The 15,604-nt window shown below is 68.7% G+C and carries 21 protein-coding genes and 2 tRNA genes; 9 read left to right on the plus strand and 14 right to left on the minus strand.

Features of this window, described 5'->3' with window-relative positions; genetic code table 11:
* Positions 1-17: 17 nt before the first annotated feature.
* The 3 genes from ACQUQR_RS08720 to ACQUQR_RS08730 all read right to left on the minus strand — a co-directional run bounded on the left by ACQUQR_RS08720 (position 18) and on the right by ACQUQR_RS08730 (position 1,947).
* Complete coding sequence (locus ACQUQR_RS08720; RefSeq protein ID WP_435196075.1) at positions 18-800, minus strand: response regulator; 783 nt, start codon at positions 798-800, stop codon at positions 18-20.
* A gap of 158 nt (positions 801-958) precedes the next feature.
* On the minus strand, positions 959-1,357 hold the full coding sequence (locus ACQUQR_RS08725; RefSeq protein WP_435196076.1) for an acyl-CoA thioesterase: 399 nt from the start codon (positions 1,355-1,357) through the stop codon (positions 959-961).
* Between the two features lie 20 nt (positions 1,358-1,377).
* Positions 1,378-1,947, minus strand: a complete 570-nt coding sequence (locus ACQUQR_RS08730) for a DUF6663 family protein (protein ID WP_435196077.1) — start codon at positions 1,945-1,947, stop codon at positions 1,378-1,380.
* A gap of 75 nt (positions 1,948-2,022) precedes the next feature.
* Here ACQUQR_RS08730 and ACQUQR_RS08735 point away from each other — a divergent pair, with 75 nt between their 5' ends.
* Both ACQUQR_RS08735 and ACQUQR_RS08740 read left to right on the plus strand, forming a co-directional pair.
* Positions 2,023-2,922, plus strand: a complete 900-nt coding sequence (locus ACQUQR_RS08735; protein ID WP_435196078.1) for an ABC transporter substrate-binding protein — start codon at positions 2,023-2,025, stop codon at positions 2,920-2,922.
* Positions 2,919-3,314: a desampylase gene (locus ACQUQR_RS08740; RefSeq protein ID WP_435196079.1), complete on the plus strand. Its 396-nt coding sequence runs from the start codon at positions 2,919-2,921 to the stop codon at positions 3,312-3,314. Before ACQUQR_RS08735 ends, ACQUQR_RS08740 begins: the two co-directional genes overlap by 4 nt.
* Here ACQUQR_RS08740 and ubaA read toward each other — a convergent pair.
* Together ubaA and ACQUQR_RS08750 are read right to left on the minus strand one after the other, a co-directional pair.
* On the minus strand, positions 3,307-4,113 hold the full coding sequence (gene ubaA, locus ACQUQR_RS08745; RefSeq protein ID WP_435196080.1) for an SAMP-activating enzyme E1: 807 nt from the start codon (positions 4,111-4,113) through the stop codon (positions 3,307-3,309). The two genes, ACQUQR_RS08740 and ubaA, sit on opposite strands and share 8 nt — an antisense overlap.
* Before the next feature lie 74 nt (positions 4,114-4,187).
* Positions 4,188-4,907, minus strand: coding sequence for a halocyanin domain-containing protein (locus ACQUQR_RS08750; protein WP_435196081.1), 720 nt, complete (start codon positions 4,905-4,907; stop codon positions 4,188-4,190).
* Positions 4,908-5,000: 93 nt separating this feature from the next.
* Between ACQUQR_RS08750 and ACQUQR_RS08755 the strand changes: the two genes are divergently transcribed.
* The gene (locus ACQUQR_RS08755; protein WP_435196082.1) at positions 5,001-6,338 is read left to right on the plus strand and encodes an MFS transporter; all 1,338 of its coding nucleotides are present in this window, start codon (positions 5,001-5,003) and stop codon (positions 6,336-6,338) included.
* Positions 6,339-6,367: 29 nt separating this feature from the next.
* Entirely contained in the window at positions 6,368-7,045 is a 678-nt protein-coding gene (locus ACQUQR_RS08760) for a hypothetical protein (protein ID WP_435196083.1), read from the plus strand.
* Between the two features lie 111 nt (positions 7,046-7,156).
* Here ACQUQR_RS08760 and ACQUQR_RS08765 read toward each other — a convergent pair whose 3' ends face one another.
* The 3 genes from ACQUQR_RS08765 to msrB form a co-directional block, all read right to left on the minus strand.
* On the minus strand, positions 7,157-7,564 hold the full coding sequence (locus ACQUQR_RS08765) for a type II toxin-antitoxin system VapC family toxin (protein WP_435196265.1): 408 nt from the start codon (positions 7,562-7,564) through the stop codon (positions 7,157-7,159).
* Positions 7,528-7,797, minus strand: coding sequence for an AbrB/MazE/SpoVT family DNA-binding domain-containing protein (locus tag ACQUQR_RS08770; RefSeq protein WP_435196084.1), 270 nt, complete (start codon positions 7,795-7,797; stop codon positions 7,528-7,530). The genes ACQUQR_RS08765 and ACQUQR_RS08770 overlap by 37 nt, the downstream gene beginning before the upstream one ends.
* 136 nt (positions 7,798-7,933) lie before the next feature.
* A complete protein-coding gene (gene msrB, locus ACQUQR_RS08775) occupies positions 7,934-8,335 on the minus strand; it encodes a peptide-methionine (R)-S-oxide reductase MsrB (RefSeq protein ID WP_435196085.1) in 402 nt (133 codons plus the stop codon).
* A gap of 73 nt (positions 8,336-8,408) precedes the next feature.
* Here msrB and ACQUQR_RS08780 point away from each other — a divergent pair, with 73 nt between their 5' ends.
* Entirely contained in the window at positions 8,409-8,582 is a 174-nt protein-coding gene (locus ACQUQR_RS08780; protein ID WP_435196086.1) for a hypothetical protein, read from the plus strand.
* A gap of 10 nt (positions 8,583-8,592) precedes the next feature.
* Here ACQUQR_RS08780 and ACQUQR_RS08785 read toward each other — a convergent pair whose 3' ends face one another.
* The gene (locus tag ACQUQR_RS08785) at positions 8,593-9,585 is read right to left on the minus strand and encodes a transcription initiation factor IIB (protein WP_435196087.1); all 993 of its coding nucleotides are present in this window, start codon (positions 9,583-9,585) and stop codon (positions 8,593-8,595) included.
* 171 nt (positions 9,586-9,756) lie between these two features.
* Between ACQUQR_RS08785 and ACQUQR_RS08790 the strand changes: the two genes are divergently transcribed.
* From ACQUQR_RS08790 to ACQUQR_RS08800, 3 genes are read left to right on the plus strand one after another with little or no spacing between them, the layout of a single operon-like run.
* Complete coding sequence (locus tag ACQUQR_RS08790; RefSeq protein WP_435196088.1) at positions 9,757-10,005, plus strand: DUF7577 domain-containing protein; 249 nt, start codon at positions 9,757-9,759, stop codon at positions 10,003-10,005.
* Between the two features lie 42 nt (positions 10,006-10,047).
* Positions 10,048-10,521 carry a hypothetical protein gene (locus ACQUQR_RS08795; RefSeq protein WP_435196089.1) on the plus strand — a complete coding sequence of 158 codons (474 nt, stop codon included), beginning with the start codon at positions 10,048-10,050 and terminating at the stop codon, positions 10,519-10,521.
* Positions 10,522-10,833 (plus strand): hypothetical protein, encoded by a 312-nt coding sequence (locus ACQUQR_RS08800; protein ID WP_435196090.1) that lies wholly within the window; start codon positions 10,522-10,524, stop codon positions 10,831-10,833. It abuts the gene before it with no gap.
* Between the two features lie 124 nt (positions 10,834-10,957).
* Here the strand turns inward: ACQUQR_RS08800 and ACQUQR_RS08805 are convergent.
* The 3 genes from ACQUQR_RS08805 to ACQUQR_RS08815 form a co-directional block, all read right to left on the minus strand.
* Positions 10,958-11,032, minus strand: a tRNA-Ile gene (locus ACQUQR_RS08805).
* Between the two features lie 42 nt (positions 11,033-11,074).
* Positions 11,075-12,316, minus strand: a complete 1,242-nt coding sequence (locus tag ACQUQR_RS08810) for a hypothetical protein (RefSeq protein ID WP_435196091.1) — start codon at positions 12,314-12,316, stop codon at positions 11,075-11,077.
* Positions 12,317-12,542: 226 nt separating this feature from the next.
* A tRNA-Asn gene (locus ACQUQR_RS08815) sits at positions 12,543-12,646 on the minus strand.
* A gap of 115 nt (positions 12,647-12,761) precedes the next feature.
* On the opposite strand from ACQUQR_RS08815, the gene cca reads away from it, so the two are divergent.
* The gene (gene cca / locus ACQUQR_RS08820) at positions 12,762-14,120 is read left to right on the plus strand and encodes a CCA tRNA nucleotidyltransferase (protein ID WP_435196092.1); all 1,359 of its coding nucleotides are present in this window, start codon (positions 12,762-12,764) and stop codon (positions 14,118-14,120) included.
* Here cca and ACQUQR_RS08825 read toward each other — a convergent pair.
* Both ACQUQR_RS08825 and ACQUQR_RS08830 read right to left on the minus strand, forming a co-directional pair.
* On the minus strand, positions 14,099-15,112 hold the full coding sequence (locus ACQUQR_RS08825; RefSeq protein ID WP_435196093.1) for a histone deacetylase family protein: 1,014 nt from the start codon (positions 15,110-15,112) through the stop codon (positions 14,099-14,101). The genes cca and ACQUQR_RS08825 overlap by 22 nt on opposite strands.
* Positions 15,109-15,546, minus strand: coding sequence for a histone family protein (locus tag ACQUQR_RS08830; RefSeq protein WP_435196094.1), 438 nt, complete (start codon positions 15,544-15,546; stop codon positions 15,109-15,111). Before ACQUQR_RS08830 ends, ACQUQR_RS08825 begins: the two co-directional genes overlap by 4 nt.
* Positions 15,547-15,604 lie beyond the last annotated feature (58 nt).

A 15,604-nucleotide genomic window follows, 5' to 3' on the forward strand; every position in this document is an offset into this window, starting at 1 on the left:
AAAGGGAAGAGAGGGAATTAACGGTTGCCCCGGGTGACGGCGCGGCGGATCTGCTGGGCGAGGCGGTCGTACTGCTCGGGGCCGGTGCCCTTGGGGACGTAGGCGGTGACGTTGTTCGCGATGGCCTGGCTGGCGACCTCCTCGCTCCCCTTGTTCGTAAAGAGGATGAAGGGCATCTCCGGGTAGTCGTCGCGGACGGCCCGGAGGAACTCGATGCCGTCGATGGCGGGCATCCAGTAGTCGGAGACGACGCAGTCCACGTCGCCGCCTTTCATGATGGAGAAGGCGTCGGGGGCGTTCGTCGCGGTGACGACGCCGAGGTCGGCGTGGCGCTCGGGGATGAAGTGTTCGAGGAGGTCGACGGTGTGGGGGTCGTCGTCGACGATGAGGACGGTGATCTCCTCACCCGACTCCTTCTCCGACTCCGGTTCGGGGTCGCGCCAGCGGAGTTCACGGCGGACGGCCAGATCGAGCCACGCGCCCAGATCGTCCGGGGCGACGCCGAGTTCGATGACATCGTGGATGCGGTCGTAGGCGACGAGCCCGTAGCGCTCGAGGAGTGGGAGATGATAGGCTATGAGCGCGGTGCGCATGCGGGTTCGGGCCAGTTCGCCGGTAGTCCCGACCTCGCGCTCGATGTCGATGAGGTCGAGCACGACGTCGAGGAGGTCGTCCATGGTCGCCGCGCCATGCTGGTGGAGATGGAAGAGGACGACGCGCCGCGGCTGGTTCGCCAGCGCGCGGAAGAGGTCGTCCGTCCGGAGGGCCTGCTCCGTCCCCGTGCCTGCCGGCTGACTCATGCGTGTCCCCCGCGGGGTCGTACCGGTTCGATTGTCATGTGAGGTCACCTGTGTCCAGCGTGGACAGATACCGTGAGTACGCCGGCGACCCTCTTATCAGTTGTCTCGATTCGGCGTTATTTCCACGATAGAAACGCCAGAAACCCAGTTTTCGTCGCTCATTCGCCGTCGGATTCGAAGGCGTCGACCGCGGCCCGGAAGTCGTCGGGGACGCGCGTCGGGCGGCCCTCCTCGTCCACCGCGACGTGGGTGACCGTCCCCTCGGCGACGACCTGCCCGTCGCGCGAGCACTCGTACTCGAAGGTGATGGAGCTCTCGCCGATCTCGGCCACCCCCACGCGGTTCTCCAGCTCGTCCTCGAAGCTGGCGGTCGTGCGGTAGCTCAGATCGACGTTGACGACGTGGATGTCCCAGCCCTCGAACGAATCGTAGGGGTAGACCTCCCGAAGATAGCCGTTGACGGCCTCGTCCTGGTAGGTGACGTAGTTGCCGTAGAAGACGATTCCCTGCTTGTCCGTTTCGGCGAACCGCACGCGGTTCGTGTAGGTGAGGTGCATACTCCGAGAGCGAAGAGCGCTCAGAAATAGGTGTCGCGCACGGTGTCCGCGAGGATGCCGTCGGGGTCGAGCACGATGTAGACGACGAGGAACGGGTGGCCGGTGTGGTCGATGACGAACACGTCGAACGGAGGGTCCGCGTTCTCGGCGGCCCGCGCGACGAGCGGTTCGAGGGGGTTCACGCCGTCGCGGAACTCGTCGAGCAGGTCGCGCTGGCCGGGCTGGTCCGCGAAGGTGTAGACCACGCCGTTGGGCTCGTTGTCGGTGGAGTAGGTGACCTGTGCGTTCATCGGCTCGTTCGCCGCTTCGGCCTCGTACCAGCAGTCGAGCGCGACCTCGAACATCGACGCGCCCGTCCGGGTGAAGAAAAAGCGGGTCTCGGTTTCGATGTCGAGCTCGGAGAAGCGTGGCGTGTCGTCGTCCCAGACCAACTCGGCGTGGACACGGTTGCCGGGGTGGAGCTCGGGGAGGTCCTCGTCGCCGGCCGGGACGTAGGTGGGGTCGACGCTCGCGGTGTCGAGGAGGAGCCACTCGTCGGGGTCGCGGGGGCTCGCCAGCACGCGGTAGGTGCCCGCCGTCGTCTGCTGCATACCGGGACATAGAAGCGGGGGCGTAAATGCTCGTCAGTTCGCCATCGTTAGGCACCCCCCGCACGATGAGGAGGTATGAACGTCGTCTCGCTGCTCCCGTCGGCCACCGAAATCGTCTACGCGCTCGGCGTGGAGCCGGTCGCCGTCTCCCACGAGTGCGACTTCCCGCCGGAGGCGGCCGAGCAGCCCGCCGTCGTCCGGTCGCGGGTGGACGCCGGGGCCTCCTCGGGAGAGATCGACGCGCAGGTGCTGGAGGCCGCGAGCGACGGCGGCGTCTACGAGCTGGACCGTGAGGCGCTCGTCGCCGCGGACCCGGACGTGGTCGTCTCGCAGGGCGTCTGTGACGTGTGTGCGGTCGACTCCGCCGTCGTCACCGACGCGGTCCGCGAACTCGGCCTCGACTGTGAGGTCGTCACGACCGATCCCCACTCGCTGGGCGACATCTACGACGACATCCGCGCGGTGGCACGAGCGCTCGACCGCGAGGAACGCGCGGACCAACTCATCACCGGCCTGCGCGAGCGCGTCGAGCGCGTCCAGGAGCGCGCCCCGATCGAGCGCCCGCGTGTGGCGGTCCTCGACTGGACGAACCCCGTGATGGTCGCGGGCCACTGGGTTCCCGAGCTCGTGGCGGGTGCCGGTGGCGAGTACGGCCTCGCCGACCCGCGGGACCACTCGACGCCACGCGAGTGGTCCGAGATACGCGAGTACGACCCCGAGGTGCTCGTCGTCGCCCCGTGCGGTTTCGGCCTCGACCAGACCCGGGAGAACCTCGGGGACCTCACCGAACTCGATGGCTGGAACGACCTCACGGCCGTGAAAGAGGGTCGCGTCTACGCGATGGACGGCCACCACTACGTGAACCGGCCGGGGCCCCGCGTCGTCGACACGATGGAGTACCTCGCGGGGCTGGTCCACCCAGACGTGTACGACGCCGCCCCCCGAGACGTGGCTCGCCCCCTCGCGGAGTTATGAAGCTCTCGCGAGCCGTATACGACGACATCGTCGCCCACGCCCGCGAGGGCGCCCCCGAAGAGGTGTGCGGGGTGCTCGGTGGGGAGGGGAGAGAGGTGACGACCGTAAAACGGGCAGAGAACGTCGCGGCGACTCCCGAGACGAGATACGAGCTGGCCCCCGCAGAACAGCTCTCGCTTCTCAGAGCCATCGAGGACGCGGGGGAGGAGGTAGTAGGGTTCTACCACTCCCATCCCCGGGGGCCGCGCGCCCCCTCCGAGACGGACGAACGGCTGGCGACGTGGCCCGACCACGTGTATCTGATTCTCGCGCTCGACGGCCCGGAGCCGTGGCTCGGCGCGTGGATGTGGGACGGAAACGCGTTCGTCCCGGAACCCGTCGAGCTCAGCTGATCGAGCAGGTGTGGCTGTACTCCACCTCGTGGATGGAACTGATTCCGCCCTCGGTGCAGACGGGGCAGTCCTCGCGCTGCTCGACGGGAATCTCGCGGAAGCTCATGTCGCCGGCGTCGAAGAAGAGCATCCGGCCGGTGAGCGGCTCGCCGTACTCCAGGACGAGTTTCACGGCCTCCGTCGCCTGGATACACCCCACAGTCCCGGGGAGCACGCCCAGCACGCCCGCCGTGGCGCAGTCGGGGACCGTGCCGGGCTCGGGGGCCTCCGGGAAGATACAGCGGTAGCAGGGCCCCTCCCCGTCGAAGGTGGCGATCTGGCCCTCGAACCGGAGGATTGCGCCGTGACAGAACGGGACGCCGGCGAGCGTGCACGCGTCGTTGACGAGATAGCGGGTGGCGAAGTTGTCCGTGCCGTCGACGACCAGGTCGTAGTCGGCGATGAGCTCCTCGACGTTCGCCGCCGTCACGCGCGTCTCGTGTGTCTCGACCGTGATATCGGGGTTCTGGCGTTCGACGAACTCCTTCGCCGACTCCACCTTCGGTCGGCCGATGTCCGCGTCACCGTGGATGACCTGTCGCTGGAGGTTCGAGCGCTCGACCACGTCGTCGTCGGCGATGCCGAGGGTGCCGACCCCCGCCGCGGCGAGATACTGGATGACCGGCGAGCCGAGCCCGCCGGCCCCGAGACAGAGCACCCGCGCGTCGAGGAGCTTCGCCTGCCCCTCGGGGCCGACCTCGTCCATGATGATGTGTCTGGAGTACCGGTCGAGCTGTTCGGGGTCGAGCGAGAGTGACATGGCCGTCCTTACGACGCGGCGAGCATAAGCGTCCGGGCGGTCGTGCGCTCACGGGGGGCGAGAGCCGGGGGGACTCACTCCTCGTCGGGACGGTACTGCTTCGCCATGAACAGCAGGAAGAACAGCGGGGAGAGCGCGGCGATGACGGCGGCGACGAGGAACAGCGAGAGGGTCTCGGTGTCGAACGTCGGCCCCGAGGGCGTCTCCTCGGCGTTTCCGTCGCCCTCGCCGTTTCCGCCACCATCGCCGTTTCCGTCGCCCTCACCGTTCCCGCTCGGCGTCCCCTGTGTCGCGCCGCCGGGGACGGACTCGGCACCCGAGACCGCGGTGTCACCCTCCGTGGAGCCGACGACGACGGCCCCCTTCATCCCGAGGCTCCGGTGCGGCGAGCAGTAGTACTTCGAGATGCCCTCGCTCTCGAAGGTGAGCGTGAACGTCGACCCGGCCTCGCTCATGAGTTCGGACTCGTAGTGCCCGCCGGACTCCGACGCCTCGACGACGTTGTGAGTGCCGCCGTTGCCCGTCCACTCCCACTGGACCGTCGTCCCGGGGTCGACGCGGACCGCGGGCGGCGAGAACGCGAACGCCCCGCCGTTGCCCTGGGCTCCGACCTCGATCGTGACCTGCGACTGGCCGGTCATATCCTCCGTGGTGCCGTCGTAGTTCGAGACGTTCTCGAACCAGCCGCCGTAGTCGACAGTCTCCTGTGCGGTGACGCTCGCGCTCGCGGCCGCAGCGGCGACCGCGCCTGCCCCCGCACGCATGAACGCGCGACGGCCGAGTTTGCCTGACATGCCCGGGGGTTCGACCCCCCTCCTAAAGAGGGTTATCGGATTGAGTCGACGGCGAGTCGGTAGCCTCTTTCCGCTCGTTCGTGGAGTGAGGGTGTGAAACGGCGGCTCCAGTTCCTCGCCCTCTACCTGACGCGCTTCGCGGGGGGGTTCGGCCTCGTCACCCTCGCCACGCTCCTGCCGAGATACATCGACCTGTTCAACCCCGACGCCTTCCTCCTGGGGATGTTCACGACCGGGTTCACCCTCGCGCAGGCGCTCGTCGTCGTCCCCCTCGCCTGGTGGGGTGACGCGGGCGACAAGAAGCGCGTCCTGCAGGTCTCGCTCGCGCTCGCCCTGCTCTCGTACGCCGTCTTCTACTACATCGGTGACGGCGCAGGCCTCGTCCTGCTCGCGCCGGGGGTCGCCTTCGTCGCCGCCCGCGCGCTCCAGGGGGCCGGGGCGACGGGCACCTCGCTCATCACCCTCTCGCTCGTCGGCGACCTCTCCGGGCCCGCCGAGCGCGCGAACCGCATCGGGAAGGCCAACGCCGCGCGCTTCGCCGCGGGCATCGGCGGGGGGCTCTCTGCCGGGGTGCTCTACGAGGCGTACGGGTTCGAGACGCTCTACACCGTCCTCGTCGCCCTCTTCGCGCTCGCCCTCCTCGGGGTCACGCTGTTCGTCCAGCGCGACGAAGAGCGGATCTCCGGGTTCCCATTTACGGCCCTCGCGCTCTCCGACCGCATCCGCGCGCTCACCGTCTTCCGCGCGCAGTACGCCGTCAGCGTCACCCTCGTCCGGACGTGGGTCCCCATCTTCGCCGGCGTCACCGCCGCCAAGGGCGGGTTGGCCTACGGGGCCGTCGCCGTCGCCGTCGTCCTCACCGCCGAGAAGGCCGCGAACATGCTCTGTCAGCCACACACCGGGCGGCTCTCCGACCGCTTCGGCCGCGCGCTGTTCGTCTTCGGCGGCGGGCTTTCGTATGGAGTCGTCGCCCTCGTCGTCCCGTTCACCACCGGCATCGGGACGGCGCTGGGCCTCCCGCCGGGGCTCCCCGGCGCAGAGTGGCTGGCGGGGACGGCCCCCGTCGTCGCCCTCGGCGGCTCGACCCTCGTCGCCGGGTTCGGGACGCTGACGCCGGCGTTCCTCCCGCTCGTCGCCTGTAACGCCCTGCTGGGCGTGGCCGACGCCTTCCGCGAGCCCGCGAGCATGGCGCTGTTCGCGGACGAGGGCGCGGACGCGGAGGGCGGCGGTGTCGCCGCCTCCTTCGGCATCCGCGAGCTCGTCTGGCGACCCGGCTCCGTCGTCGCCCCCCTTTTGGGCGGATTCCTCATGACCGACGTGGGGATGGCGTGGGTGTTCTACGTCGGCGCGCTCACGGCCTTCACCGCCGCCGTCGGCTTCCTCGGCGTGCTCCGCGTCGCCCACGGGGACGCCGCGCTCACCTCGTGGTGATTTATTTCCCACCGGGCGCTGGAGGCAGTATGCGCCTCGCCCTCGACATCGAGACGGTGAGCCCCCATCTCGCCCCCGACGAGTGGCCCGACTTCGAGGACTCCGACGACTTCGAGCTGCTCGCCGTGGCGCTCGGCCACGACGCCGAGGGGGTCGAGACGACCGTGCTCTTCCGCGACGGCACCTCCCCCGAGTCGGAACTCGACCTCATCGAGCGCGTGCTGGAGTGGTGTGCCTCGCGCGACGCGGACACCCTCGTCACCTTCAACGGCGACCGGTTCGACCTGCTCCACCTCCGGGGGCGCGCCGCCCGCGCGGCCGAGGCCGTGGGAGATTCGGCGGTTCCCGACCGCGTCGAGCGCTTCCTCGACTCGCTGGAGCACGACGACCTGCGGACCCGCGCCGTCGCGCGCTGGGGCGGGAAACCCTCCTTCGAGCAGGCCTGCGCCCGCGTGGACGTGCCCGTCACCGCGACCCACTGGGCCGACTACGACCACGGGATGGAGCCCGACGACTGGCGACGCTCGCGGGACTTCGGCTCCGAGGAGGTGAAAAACGGCGATATTCCCCAATTCGGCGAGCGCTATCTCGCCCTCGCCGAGGTGGACGCGAGGGGGACGCTCACCTTCCGCGAACTGGAGCGGCTGCTCACCGACTACGCCCGGAGCGACGTGGAGCCGCTGTTCGCGCTGGCCGACGCGCTGTGAGTTGGTCGTGTGGACGTGACCGTCGAAACGGCCGTTATCAGGCGATCGGAGAATTAGGCAAAGGGGTTGTCGGGGGTGTCGAGTCTCGTCACCCAGTCGAATCGGTCGAAATCATCGTCGAACGAATAGAGATACTCGACACCGGATTCGTTCCATGTACGCGGCGATGGTCGCGTCACCAAACGCGGGCGTGTCGTAGGTTTCGAACAGCTCGACGGCCCGGTGATAATCCTTCTGGGTACAGTGGACGATTTCGAAGCCAGCGGACGCCGTGAGCCGACGGTAGAAGTCGACAGCGGTGTCGTGTTCCTTGCGCTCGTGGATCCAGTTCAGTGTTTCCAGAACGACGTAGTTCGGAATGCGACCAGTCGGCAGGTCGCCACGGTCGATAGCTCGGACGATACCGATTCCGGCGGCGTGATGCTGGTCGTCAGCATCGGCAGCGCCGATGAGAACCCCAGTATCGACGAGCGTAGCTGGATCTACGACTCCTCGGAAAACGCGGAGTCCTCCTCGTATCCGGCGAGATCGTGCGTTTCGAGCCCGTCGCCACCCATCGACACTGGCTCGAAGTCCTCGAACGCCCCGTACCGCTGCCGAACGACCTCGACGGTGAGACTCCCCTCCTCGTCGACACTCCAGCGGAGCTTGTCACCGGGCTCGATGTCGAGCCGTCGTCGAACCGACGCCGGAACCGTGACGACACCGCTGTCGCTCACTTTTGTCTCTTCCGGGGAGTTCTCCGTTGCCATACGCGACTCTACACGCTCGTGGCGCATACTTGTTGCGCCACTTGTAGGCGTCATCCCTCTTTGTCACTCGCCCGACTCCGAGGACTCGCTGCTCACGGCTCGCTACGCTCACCGCTCGCTCTTTCGAGGACTCCTTTCAGTCGTCCTCGCTTTCCTCAAACTCCAACGCCACACTGTTGATGCAGTACCGCTTCCCGGTCGGGTCCGGCCCGTCGTCGAACACGTGCCCGAGATGGCCGCCGCAGTTCGCACACAGCACCTCCGTGCGGACCATCCCGTGAGAGGTGTCGCGCTCGAAGTCGATGGCCTCTGGCTTGGCGTCGTAGAAAGAGGGCCAGCCGCTCCCCTCGGTGTCGAACTTGGTGTCCGAGTCGAACAGCTCCGCGCCGCAGCCGGCACACGCGTAAGTGCCCGCGTCGTTCTTCCCGATGTACTCGCCCGTGAACTTCGCCTCCGTCCCCTTCTCGCGGAGGACGCGGTACTCCTCGTCGGTGAGCTTCTCGCGCCACGCCGCGTCGTCGGATTGCTGGTCGCTCATGGGCCTCCTTGGACCGCGAGGGGTTTCGGCGTTGCGGCGATACAATCAAGGCCTGGCAGGAACTGGCACGGGTATGCGAACTGAATCCGAGATCCGCGAGCGCATCGAGGCGCTGGAGGCGGAGTACGACCGGCACGACCCACCCGTCTCGGCGCTCGAAGACGAGGCGGAAGTGGCCGTGCTCCGGGCAATCGAGGAGCTGGAGTGGGTGCTAGAGGAGTTCGACGGCGGGGAGTTCACGACCTGAGGCGGGCGGCTCAGGCGGAGACCGCACGGGCGTCCTGCTCGCCGAAGCCGGAATCCGAGGCCTCCAGGAGTTCCGTATACCGGTTCCGGATGGTGACCTCGCTCACGTCGGCGACCGCGGAGACCTCGCTCTGGGTCACCTCGGCGTTCGTGAGCAGGCCAGCGGCGTAGAGGGCCGCGGCGGCGATGCTCACGGGGGATTTCCCCGAGATGACGGTCCCCCGTTTCGCGCTCTCGACGAGCTCGCGGGCGTGACGTTCCGTCTCCGGCGAGACGCCGAGCTCCGAGGCGAACCGCGGGATGTACTGCGTGGGGTCCGCCGGCTCGATCTCGAGCGAGAGCTCCCTGACGATGTAGCGGTACGCCCGCTTGAACCGCTCCGCCTCCACGCGCGAGACGGCGGCCACCTCGTCCAGTGAGCGGGGGACGTTCCCGAGCCGCGCGGCGGCGTAGAGGCTCGCGGTTGCGATCCCCTCGATGGAGCGGCCGGGCAGGAGGTCCTCGCTCAGCGCGCGGCGGTAGATGACGGAGGCGGTCTCCCGGACGTTGTCCGGGAGGCCCAGCGCCGAGGCCATGCGGTCGATCTCGCCGAGCGCCTGCTTGAGGTTGCGCTCCTTCGAGTCACGGGTGCGAAAACGCTCGTTCCAGGTCCGCAGTCGCTGCATCTTCTGGCGCTGGGAGCTGTTGAGGGAGTTGCCGTAGGCGTCTTTGTCCTGCCAGCCGATGTTCGTGGAGAGCCCCTTGTCGTGCATCATCTTCGTCGTCGGGGCGCCGACACGCGACTTCTCGTCCTTCTCGCGGGAGTCGAACGCGCGCCACTCCGGCCCGCGATCGATGGAGTCCTCGTCGACGACCAGCCCGCAGTCCGCACAGACGGTCTCGCCGTGGGCCTCGTCGGTGGTGAGATCGCCACCGCACTCGGGACACGACAGCGTCTCCTCGTCGCGGGCGTCGGTCTCTGCTGGCGTCTCGCTACGCTCGTGGGAACGGGTAAACTGTTGCATGGATGGATCACCACGCCCGAAAGGAAGGCGAGTAGGTGTCTCGACGTAGTGTCGCCGGACGGATAAATCCGTTGGCCGCGTAGGGACAGAAGGTCGGTTCCGAGTGCCATGTGACCACTCCCCACACCGGTTTCGGTGTTTTTACGATACGAGCGGAACAACGGAAGATCGATGATAGATTCGCTGCCGCTGGGGACGGTGGCCGTCCTCGCCGGGCTGTTCGTCGCCCATCTCGTCCTGTTCGCCATCTACCTGCGCAAGCGTTCCTCGGGGGGAAGCGCCACCGGACCCGTCGCCTGCGAGGAGTGCGGGACGACGAACGAACCCGGCTACGCCTTCTGTGGAACCTGCGCCGCCCGCCTCCCCGCGACCGGCGTCGCCCACGAGCGCGGTGACGGCGTCGGCTCGCGCGCCGACTGACCGGCGGAGGGATTATTTCCTGTCGCGCCTACCCGTGGGTAGATGCCATCTATCGACCTCACCGAGTCACAGGCCGACCGGCTGGAATCGGTCCGCGCGGAGCTGGAATCGGCTATCGCCGGGAAGTACGCGACCGTCCGAACCGTCGACGCCCTCGAATATCTCCTCGACACCTACACCCCGCCCGAGGAGGCGGACGTCTCCCCGGAGGCGAGCGCGGACGCCGCGGCGACACCGACGAGCGACGAACCGACGGACATCGTCGAGGACGCGGTCGAACCGGAGTCGGGAGACGCCGAGGCCGAGCCCGACCCCGAGGAGGCGTCGAACGCCTCGGAGAACGACGGCGGCCCGAACCGGCTGCAGGCGATGATGAACCTCCTCAAGACCCACGACGACAAGTGGGCAAAATCCGGTGGCGACGCCCCCTACGAGGTGACGCTCCCCGACGGCGGGACGAAGCCCGCGCGGACGAAGGACGACGTGCGCCGACTGCTGTTCAAACACTACCGATAGATGGGCCTCTGGAACCGACTCAAGCGACTGTTCGGGTTCGGAAGCGACACCGACGCGCAGCCGGCCGAGCCGGAGGCAGGCGAGGAGACCGCAACGCCCGAATCCGGCGTCTGTGCCATCTGCGGGACGGATGTCGATCCCGGCACCGAGGCGTGTCCCCTCTGTGGCTCCACCGACATCGCGTTCGGGGACGACGCGGGTGAGGCGGACGAGGACGGCGAGGGGGAGCCGGCACCGAAGACCACCCGTGCCGCGAGCGACGACGACGCGGTGGCGAAACTGAAACAGCTCCGCCAGCAGGACGAGGAGTAGACGCCTTCTCACATGACTGCGAGGAGGAAGCCCACCCGTTTACGGGTGGGAGGAATCCGACTTCGCTCCCTCATTCGGATCCGTCGGCGGCAACGTTCACCGCTCGCTGTGCTCGCGTGAACGATGGGCCCTACCGGATTCGAACCAGTGACCACTCGGTTATGAGCCGAGCGCTCTCACCAGACTGAGCTAAGGGCCCTCTATCGGGCGATTTTCTGCCGAGAACAATCAGTCTATCGGGTCAACACGGCCGGAACCGGCGCAGGGGGTCCGCCAGCGCCCAGCTGTCCTCGCTCGGGGTGAGAGTGCTCGGCTCCGACCCCCGGCTCGTCACCAGCCCGACGTGGTAGAGTATCGCCTTCAGCTGGAACACCGTCGGAGAGTGGTAGACGGAGCCCTCCTGCAGGACCTCGGGCCGGAGCGAGTCCTCGGCGTCGAACGCCCGCGAGCGAACGTCGGCGTCGCGCCGGAGGAACAGCTCCACGGCGAACGTGGGGTGCTGGTGGTAGAGGTAGGTGACCAGCTCGGGGAGTGAGGCCCCGCGACCGTGGTCGTCGTGGAACCGCTGGAGCTCGTGAGCGATGAGCGCGACGGCGGGGTGCTCGTAGACCACGCGGCGGGCGAGCTGGGCCCACCGCGGTGCGAGCGACGTGAACCGCGCCGGGGAACCGTGCCAGTCGTCGAACGCCCCCAGCGCGGCGTCCACGTCCCCGTACTCCGCGAGCGCGAAGCGGACGACCTCCGCGCCGAGGCCGGTGAGCCGCTCGCGCCCCGCGCCGTCCTCGACCAGCCCGAGCATCACCGCGCCCGTCCGAGCGCCGGCCACCGCGCCGACGACGTGCTCCGCGACGAGCGCGTCCGTCTCCCCCTCGGCGTAGCACGCCAGCGGATACCCCAGGTAGTTCTTCGGGTGGTTCAGCGAGAACGACTGCTCGGTGACGCCCTGCGCGCTCGCCTGCACGCGAATCGCCTGCCCCTCCGTGGAGGTGCGGTTGCCGACCACCCGCGGGCGTTCGAGGGGGTCGACCGTCCCACCGGGATCCACCGCCAGCAGCCCGACGTTGAGCTCGCGAGCGAGCGTCCGCGTGCCCTGCGTGACCGCGCTCGCGGGGACCGCCGCGTAGACGGCGTTCGCCTCCCCGAGGCGGTCGTACGCCTGCACGACGGCGCGTTCGACGTCGACACCCCCCTGCGCGTACCCCTTCGCCTCCACGGCGACGAGCGGCGGGTCGTCGCCGAACCGCTCGACCGCGAGCAGGTCCGAATCGAGCGCCCGCACGCCGACGAGGTCCGGATACCCCGACCCCACGCGGACGTGGTTGAACGGGGCGAGCACCTCCTGAATTGCGGGGTCGACGGGGACCCCCTCCAGCCACGTCTCGCGGGCGAACTGCGTGTCGCAGACGGCGTACCCCTCCGTGTCGGGGAACAGCCGTCGTTTCGTGTGCGCGAGCACCTGCGGTTCCGAGAGCGTGGCGGCCATCGAGCTGGCTTCTCGGGTCGACGGGAAGAGTGTTGCGCGGGAGGAGACGCCTCGCTACCTGAGTGAGAATTCGAGAAGCGCCACCGCCAGGGCTCGAACGGGCCGAGACGCTTCCACTCGCTGCGCTCGTGGACTTCCTCTCGTCGGCTCGAGCCCGTGGCGTTAACCGATTACAGCGAGCCCTCAGCGATGAAACGCCTCGCTACCTGAGTGAGAATTCGAGAAGCGCCACCGCCAGGGCTCGAACCTGGGACAACCTCGTGACTGCGGTGTGGGCCGACGCCCGGACACCTTAACAGCGAGGTGCTCTACCAACTGAGCTACGGCGGCTCTGTCCTGTCGTAGTGCGATTTGATTCATAGGGCTTTCGTTTCTGACTCGGTACGCCACCCAGTGGCGAGTCCCATCCGATACGCTTTCCCGACGCTCCCCCGGATGGGAGGTAATGAGTTCGTTCGAGGCGGTCACGGACGAGATACGGGCGCGGGTCGTCCCGGACGAGGCGGAGCGGGAGCGGCTGGAGGCGGTCCGCGAGCGGGTCGTCGCCCGGACCAAGGGGGCGGTCGACGAGCTCCCCGTCGCGGCCGAGGTGGTCACCGTCGGCTCGACGGCCCGAGGAACGTGGCTCGCGGGCGACCGCGACATCGACGTGTTCGTGCGGTTCCCCGAGACGCTCGAGCGCGCACAGCTACAGGAGTACGGGCTCGAGGTGGGCCACGCGGTGCTCCCCGACGGCCACGAGGAGTACGCGGAACACCCGTACGTGAAGGGGACGTTCGAGGGGTTCGACGTGGATCTGGTGCCCTGTTACGACGTGCCGACAGCCTCGGATATCCGGTCGGCCGTGGACCGCACGCCGTTCCACACCGAGTATCTGGAGGCGCGGCTCACCCCCGCGCTGGCGGACGACGTGCGCGTGGCGAAGGCTTTCCTGAAGGGGATCGGCGCGTACGGGTCGGACCTGAAGACGGCGGGCTTCGCGGGCTATCTCGTCGAGCTGCTGGTGCTCGAACACGGCGGCTTCCGGGCGTTCGTCGAGGCGGCGAGCGAGTGGCACCCGCCCGTCGAGTACGACCCCGAGGACCATGGGCAGAAGACGTTCGACGACGCGCTCGTCGTCATCGACCCGACCGACCCCGAACGGAACGTCGCGGCCTCCCTCTCGACCGAGAACGTCGCGCGGGTGACCCACTACGCGAGAGCCCTCCTCGACGAGCCGAGTGTCGACCTGTTCGAGCCGTGGGAGCCGGAGCCGCTCACTGCTGCAGACGTGCGAGCCGAGTTCGATGCACGGGGGACCCACCCCGTCGCGGTGCGCTTCGAGACACCCGACATCGTCGAGGACCAGCTCTACCCGCAGCTCGACAGGTCCCTCGCGGGCATCGAGGGGGAGCTCGACCGGCGAGGGTTCGACGTGCTCCGGTCGGCGCGGTGGGCCGACGAGACCCACGCGGTGCTCGTTCTCGAGTGTGAGGTCGCGCGCCGGCCCGCGGTGGAGCGTCACGACGGCCCGCCCGTCCACGTCCGCGGGCACGCGACGGGGTTCTACGAGAAGTACGCCGACGGGGAGGAGTACGGCCCCTACATCGACGCCGACGGGCGGTACGTCGTGGAACGCGAGCGCGACCACCGGACCCCCGAGGCGTTCCTCGCGAGCGACGACCTCTACACCGTCGCACTGGGCTCGACGGTGGCGACGTGTCTGCGCGAAGAGGGGTACGACGTGCTCGCCGGGGACGAGGTAGGAGAGTTGGCGGACGCGTTCGGCGTCGAGCTCGCGCGCTACGTCTCGCCGAGGCCGTGAGTCTCGCGCACGTCCGCGACGACTGAGGCACCGCGCTCGCTCGGTGCCTCCTCGGGCCGGAGCGCCTCCCGGCCGTCGAACACCTCGTGGACCATTCTGACCGATTCGGCGAGCGCCTCCAGCCCGTACCCGCCTTCGAGGACGAACGCGAGGCCGGCGTCGACCCGCTCGGCGAGGTCGCGGAACTCCTCGGTCATCGCGCCGTACCCCTCCGTGGAGACGCGCATCCGGGAGATGGGGTCCTTCCGGTGGGCGTCGAACCCCGCACTCACGATGAGGAGGTCGGGGTCGTACCGCTCGAGTGCGGGGACGACGGCGGTCTGGACGGCGTCGAGGTACTCCGCGTCGCCACAGCCGCCGGGGAACGGGACGTTGAGCGTGGTCCCCTGCGCCTCCCCCGTCCCGGTCTGTTTGAGGTTCCCGGTGCCGGGGAACAGCCCGCGCTCGTGGATGGATGCGTAGAACACGTCCCCGCGGTCGTAGAAGATGTCCTGCGTGCCGTTGCCGTGGTGGACGTCCCAGTCGAAGATGGCGACGCGCTCCACGTCGTCACGGTCGAGCGCCGAGTCGGCGGCGACGGCCGCGTTGTTGAAGAAGCAGAACCCCATCGCCTTGTCGCCGGTGGCGTGGTGGCCCGGCGGGCGCCCGATGGAGAAGGGGGTGTCGCGGCCGTCCGCACCGTCGAGGGCGCTCTCGGCAGCCCACTGCGCGAGGCCCGCCGAGGCGAGGGCAGCCTCCCAGGTGGCCTCGACGGCGACGGTGTCGGCGTCCAACTCGCCGCCGCCGTCGGCACAGAACGACTCGATCTCGGCGACGTACTCGGGGTCGTGGACGCCCTCGACGGCCTCCCGCGAGGCGAGCGTCCCCTCCTCGTAGGCCACGCCGTGCTGTTTGGAGAGGCCCTGGCGGATGGCCCGGAGTCGGTCCGCAGTCTCCGGGTGGCGGGGGCCGGTGTCGTGTCGCAAACAGGCCTCGCGGTAGCCGAACCTCATTCGAAGTACGGTTGGAGTTCGAAGTAGGTCTCGATGTCCTCTGCTTTCACGGTGCGCCGGGCCGCGTGGCGGGCGAGGATCGCGGCCGCCGCGGCCACCGTGTCCGCGTACTCTTCCAGCACCGCCGCCAGCGCGACCCGGGCGTCCATCGACACCCGATACCGGTCGTCGATATCGAGTCGCGCGATGCGGTCGACCGGGGCGATGGGGAGTTCGAGGTCGTCCTTGTCGACATCGGGGGCGTCGAAGTCCGCCGCCATCAGGGTCTTGCGCCCGTCGGCGGTGGCCTGCTCCGCCGCGTCGACCGCCAGCGCCGCGCCCCGCTGTTGGATCCGCCGGGCCAGCTCCTCGGCCGCGTCGGCACTCACTCGGAGGTTCCCCGCGTTCCGACGGATGATGGTGTCTACCGGGGCGAACGGTAGCTCAACGCTCATAGCACCATGCGAGTGCGAGACGGTCTTAACTCTTGTCAAGGCGTCACTTGGAACGAGA

It is taken from the genome of Natronomonas sp. EA1 (assembly GCF_051195035.1).
Classification (GTDB): Archaea; Halobacteriota; Halobacteria; order Halobacteriales; family Haloarculaceae; genus JBNTJV01.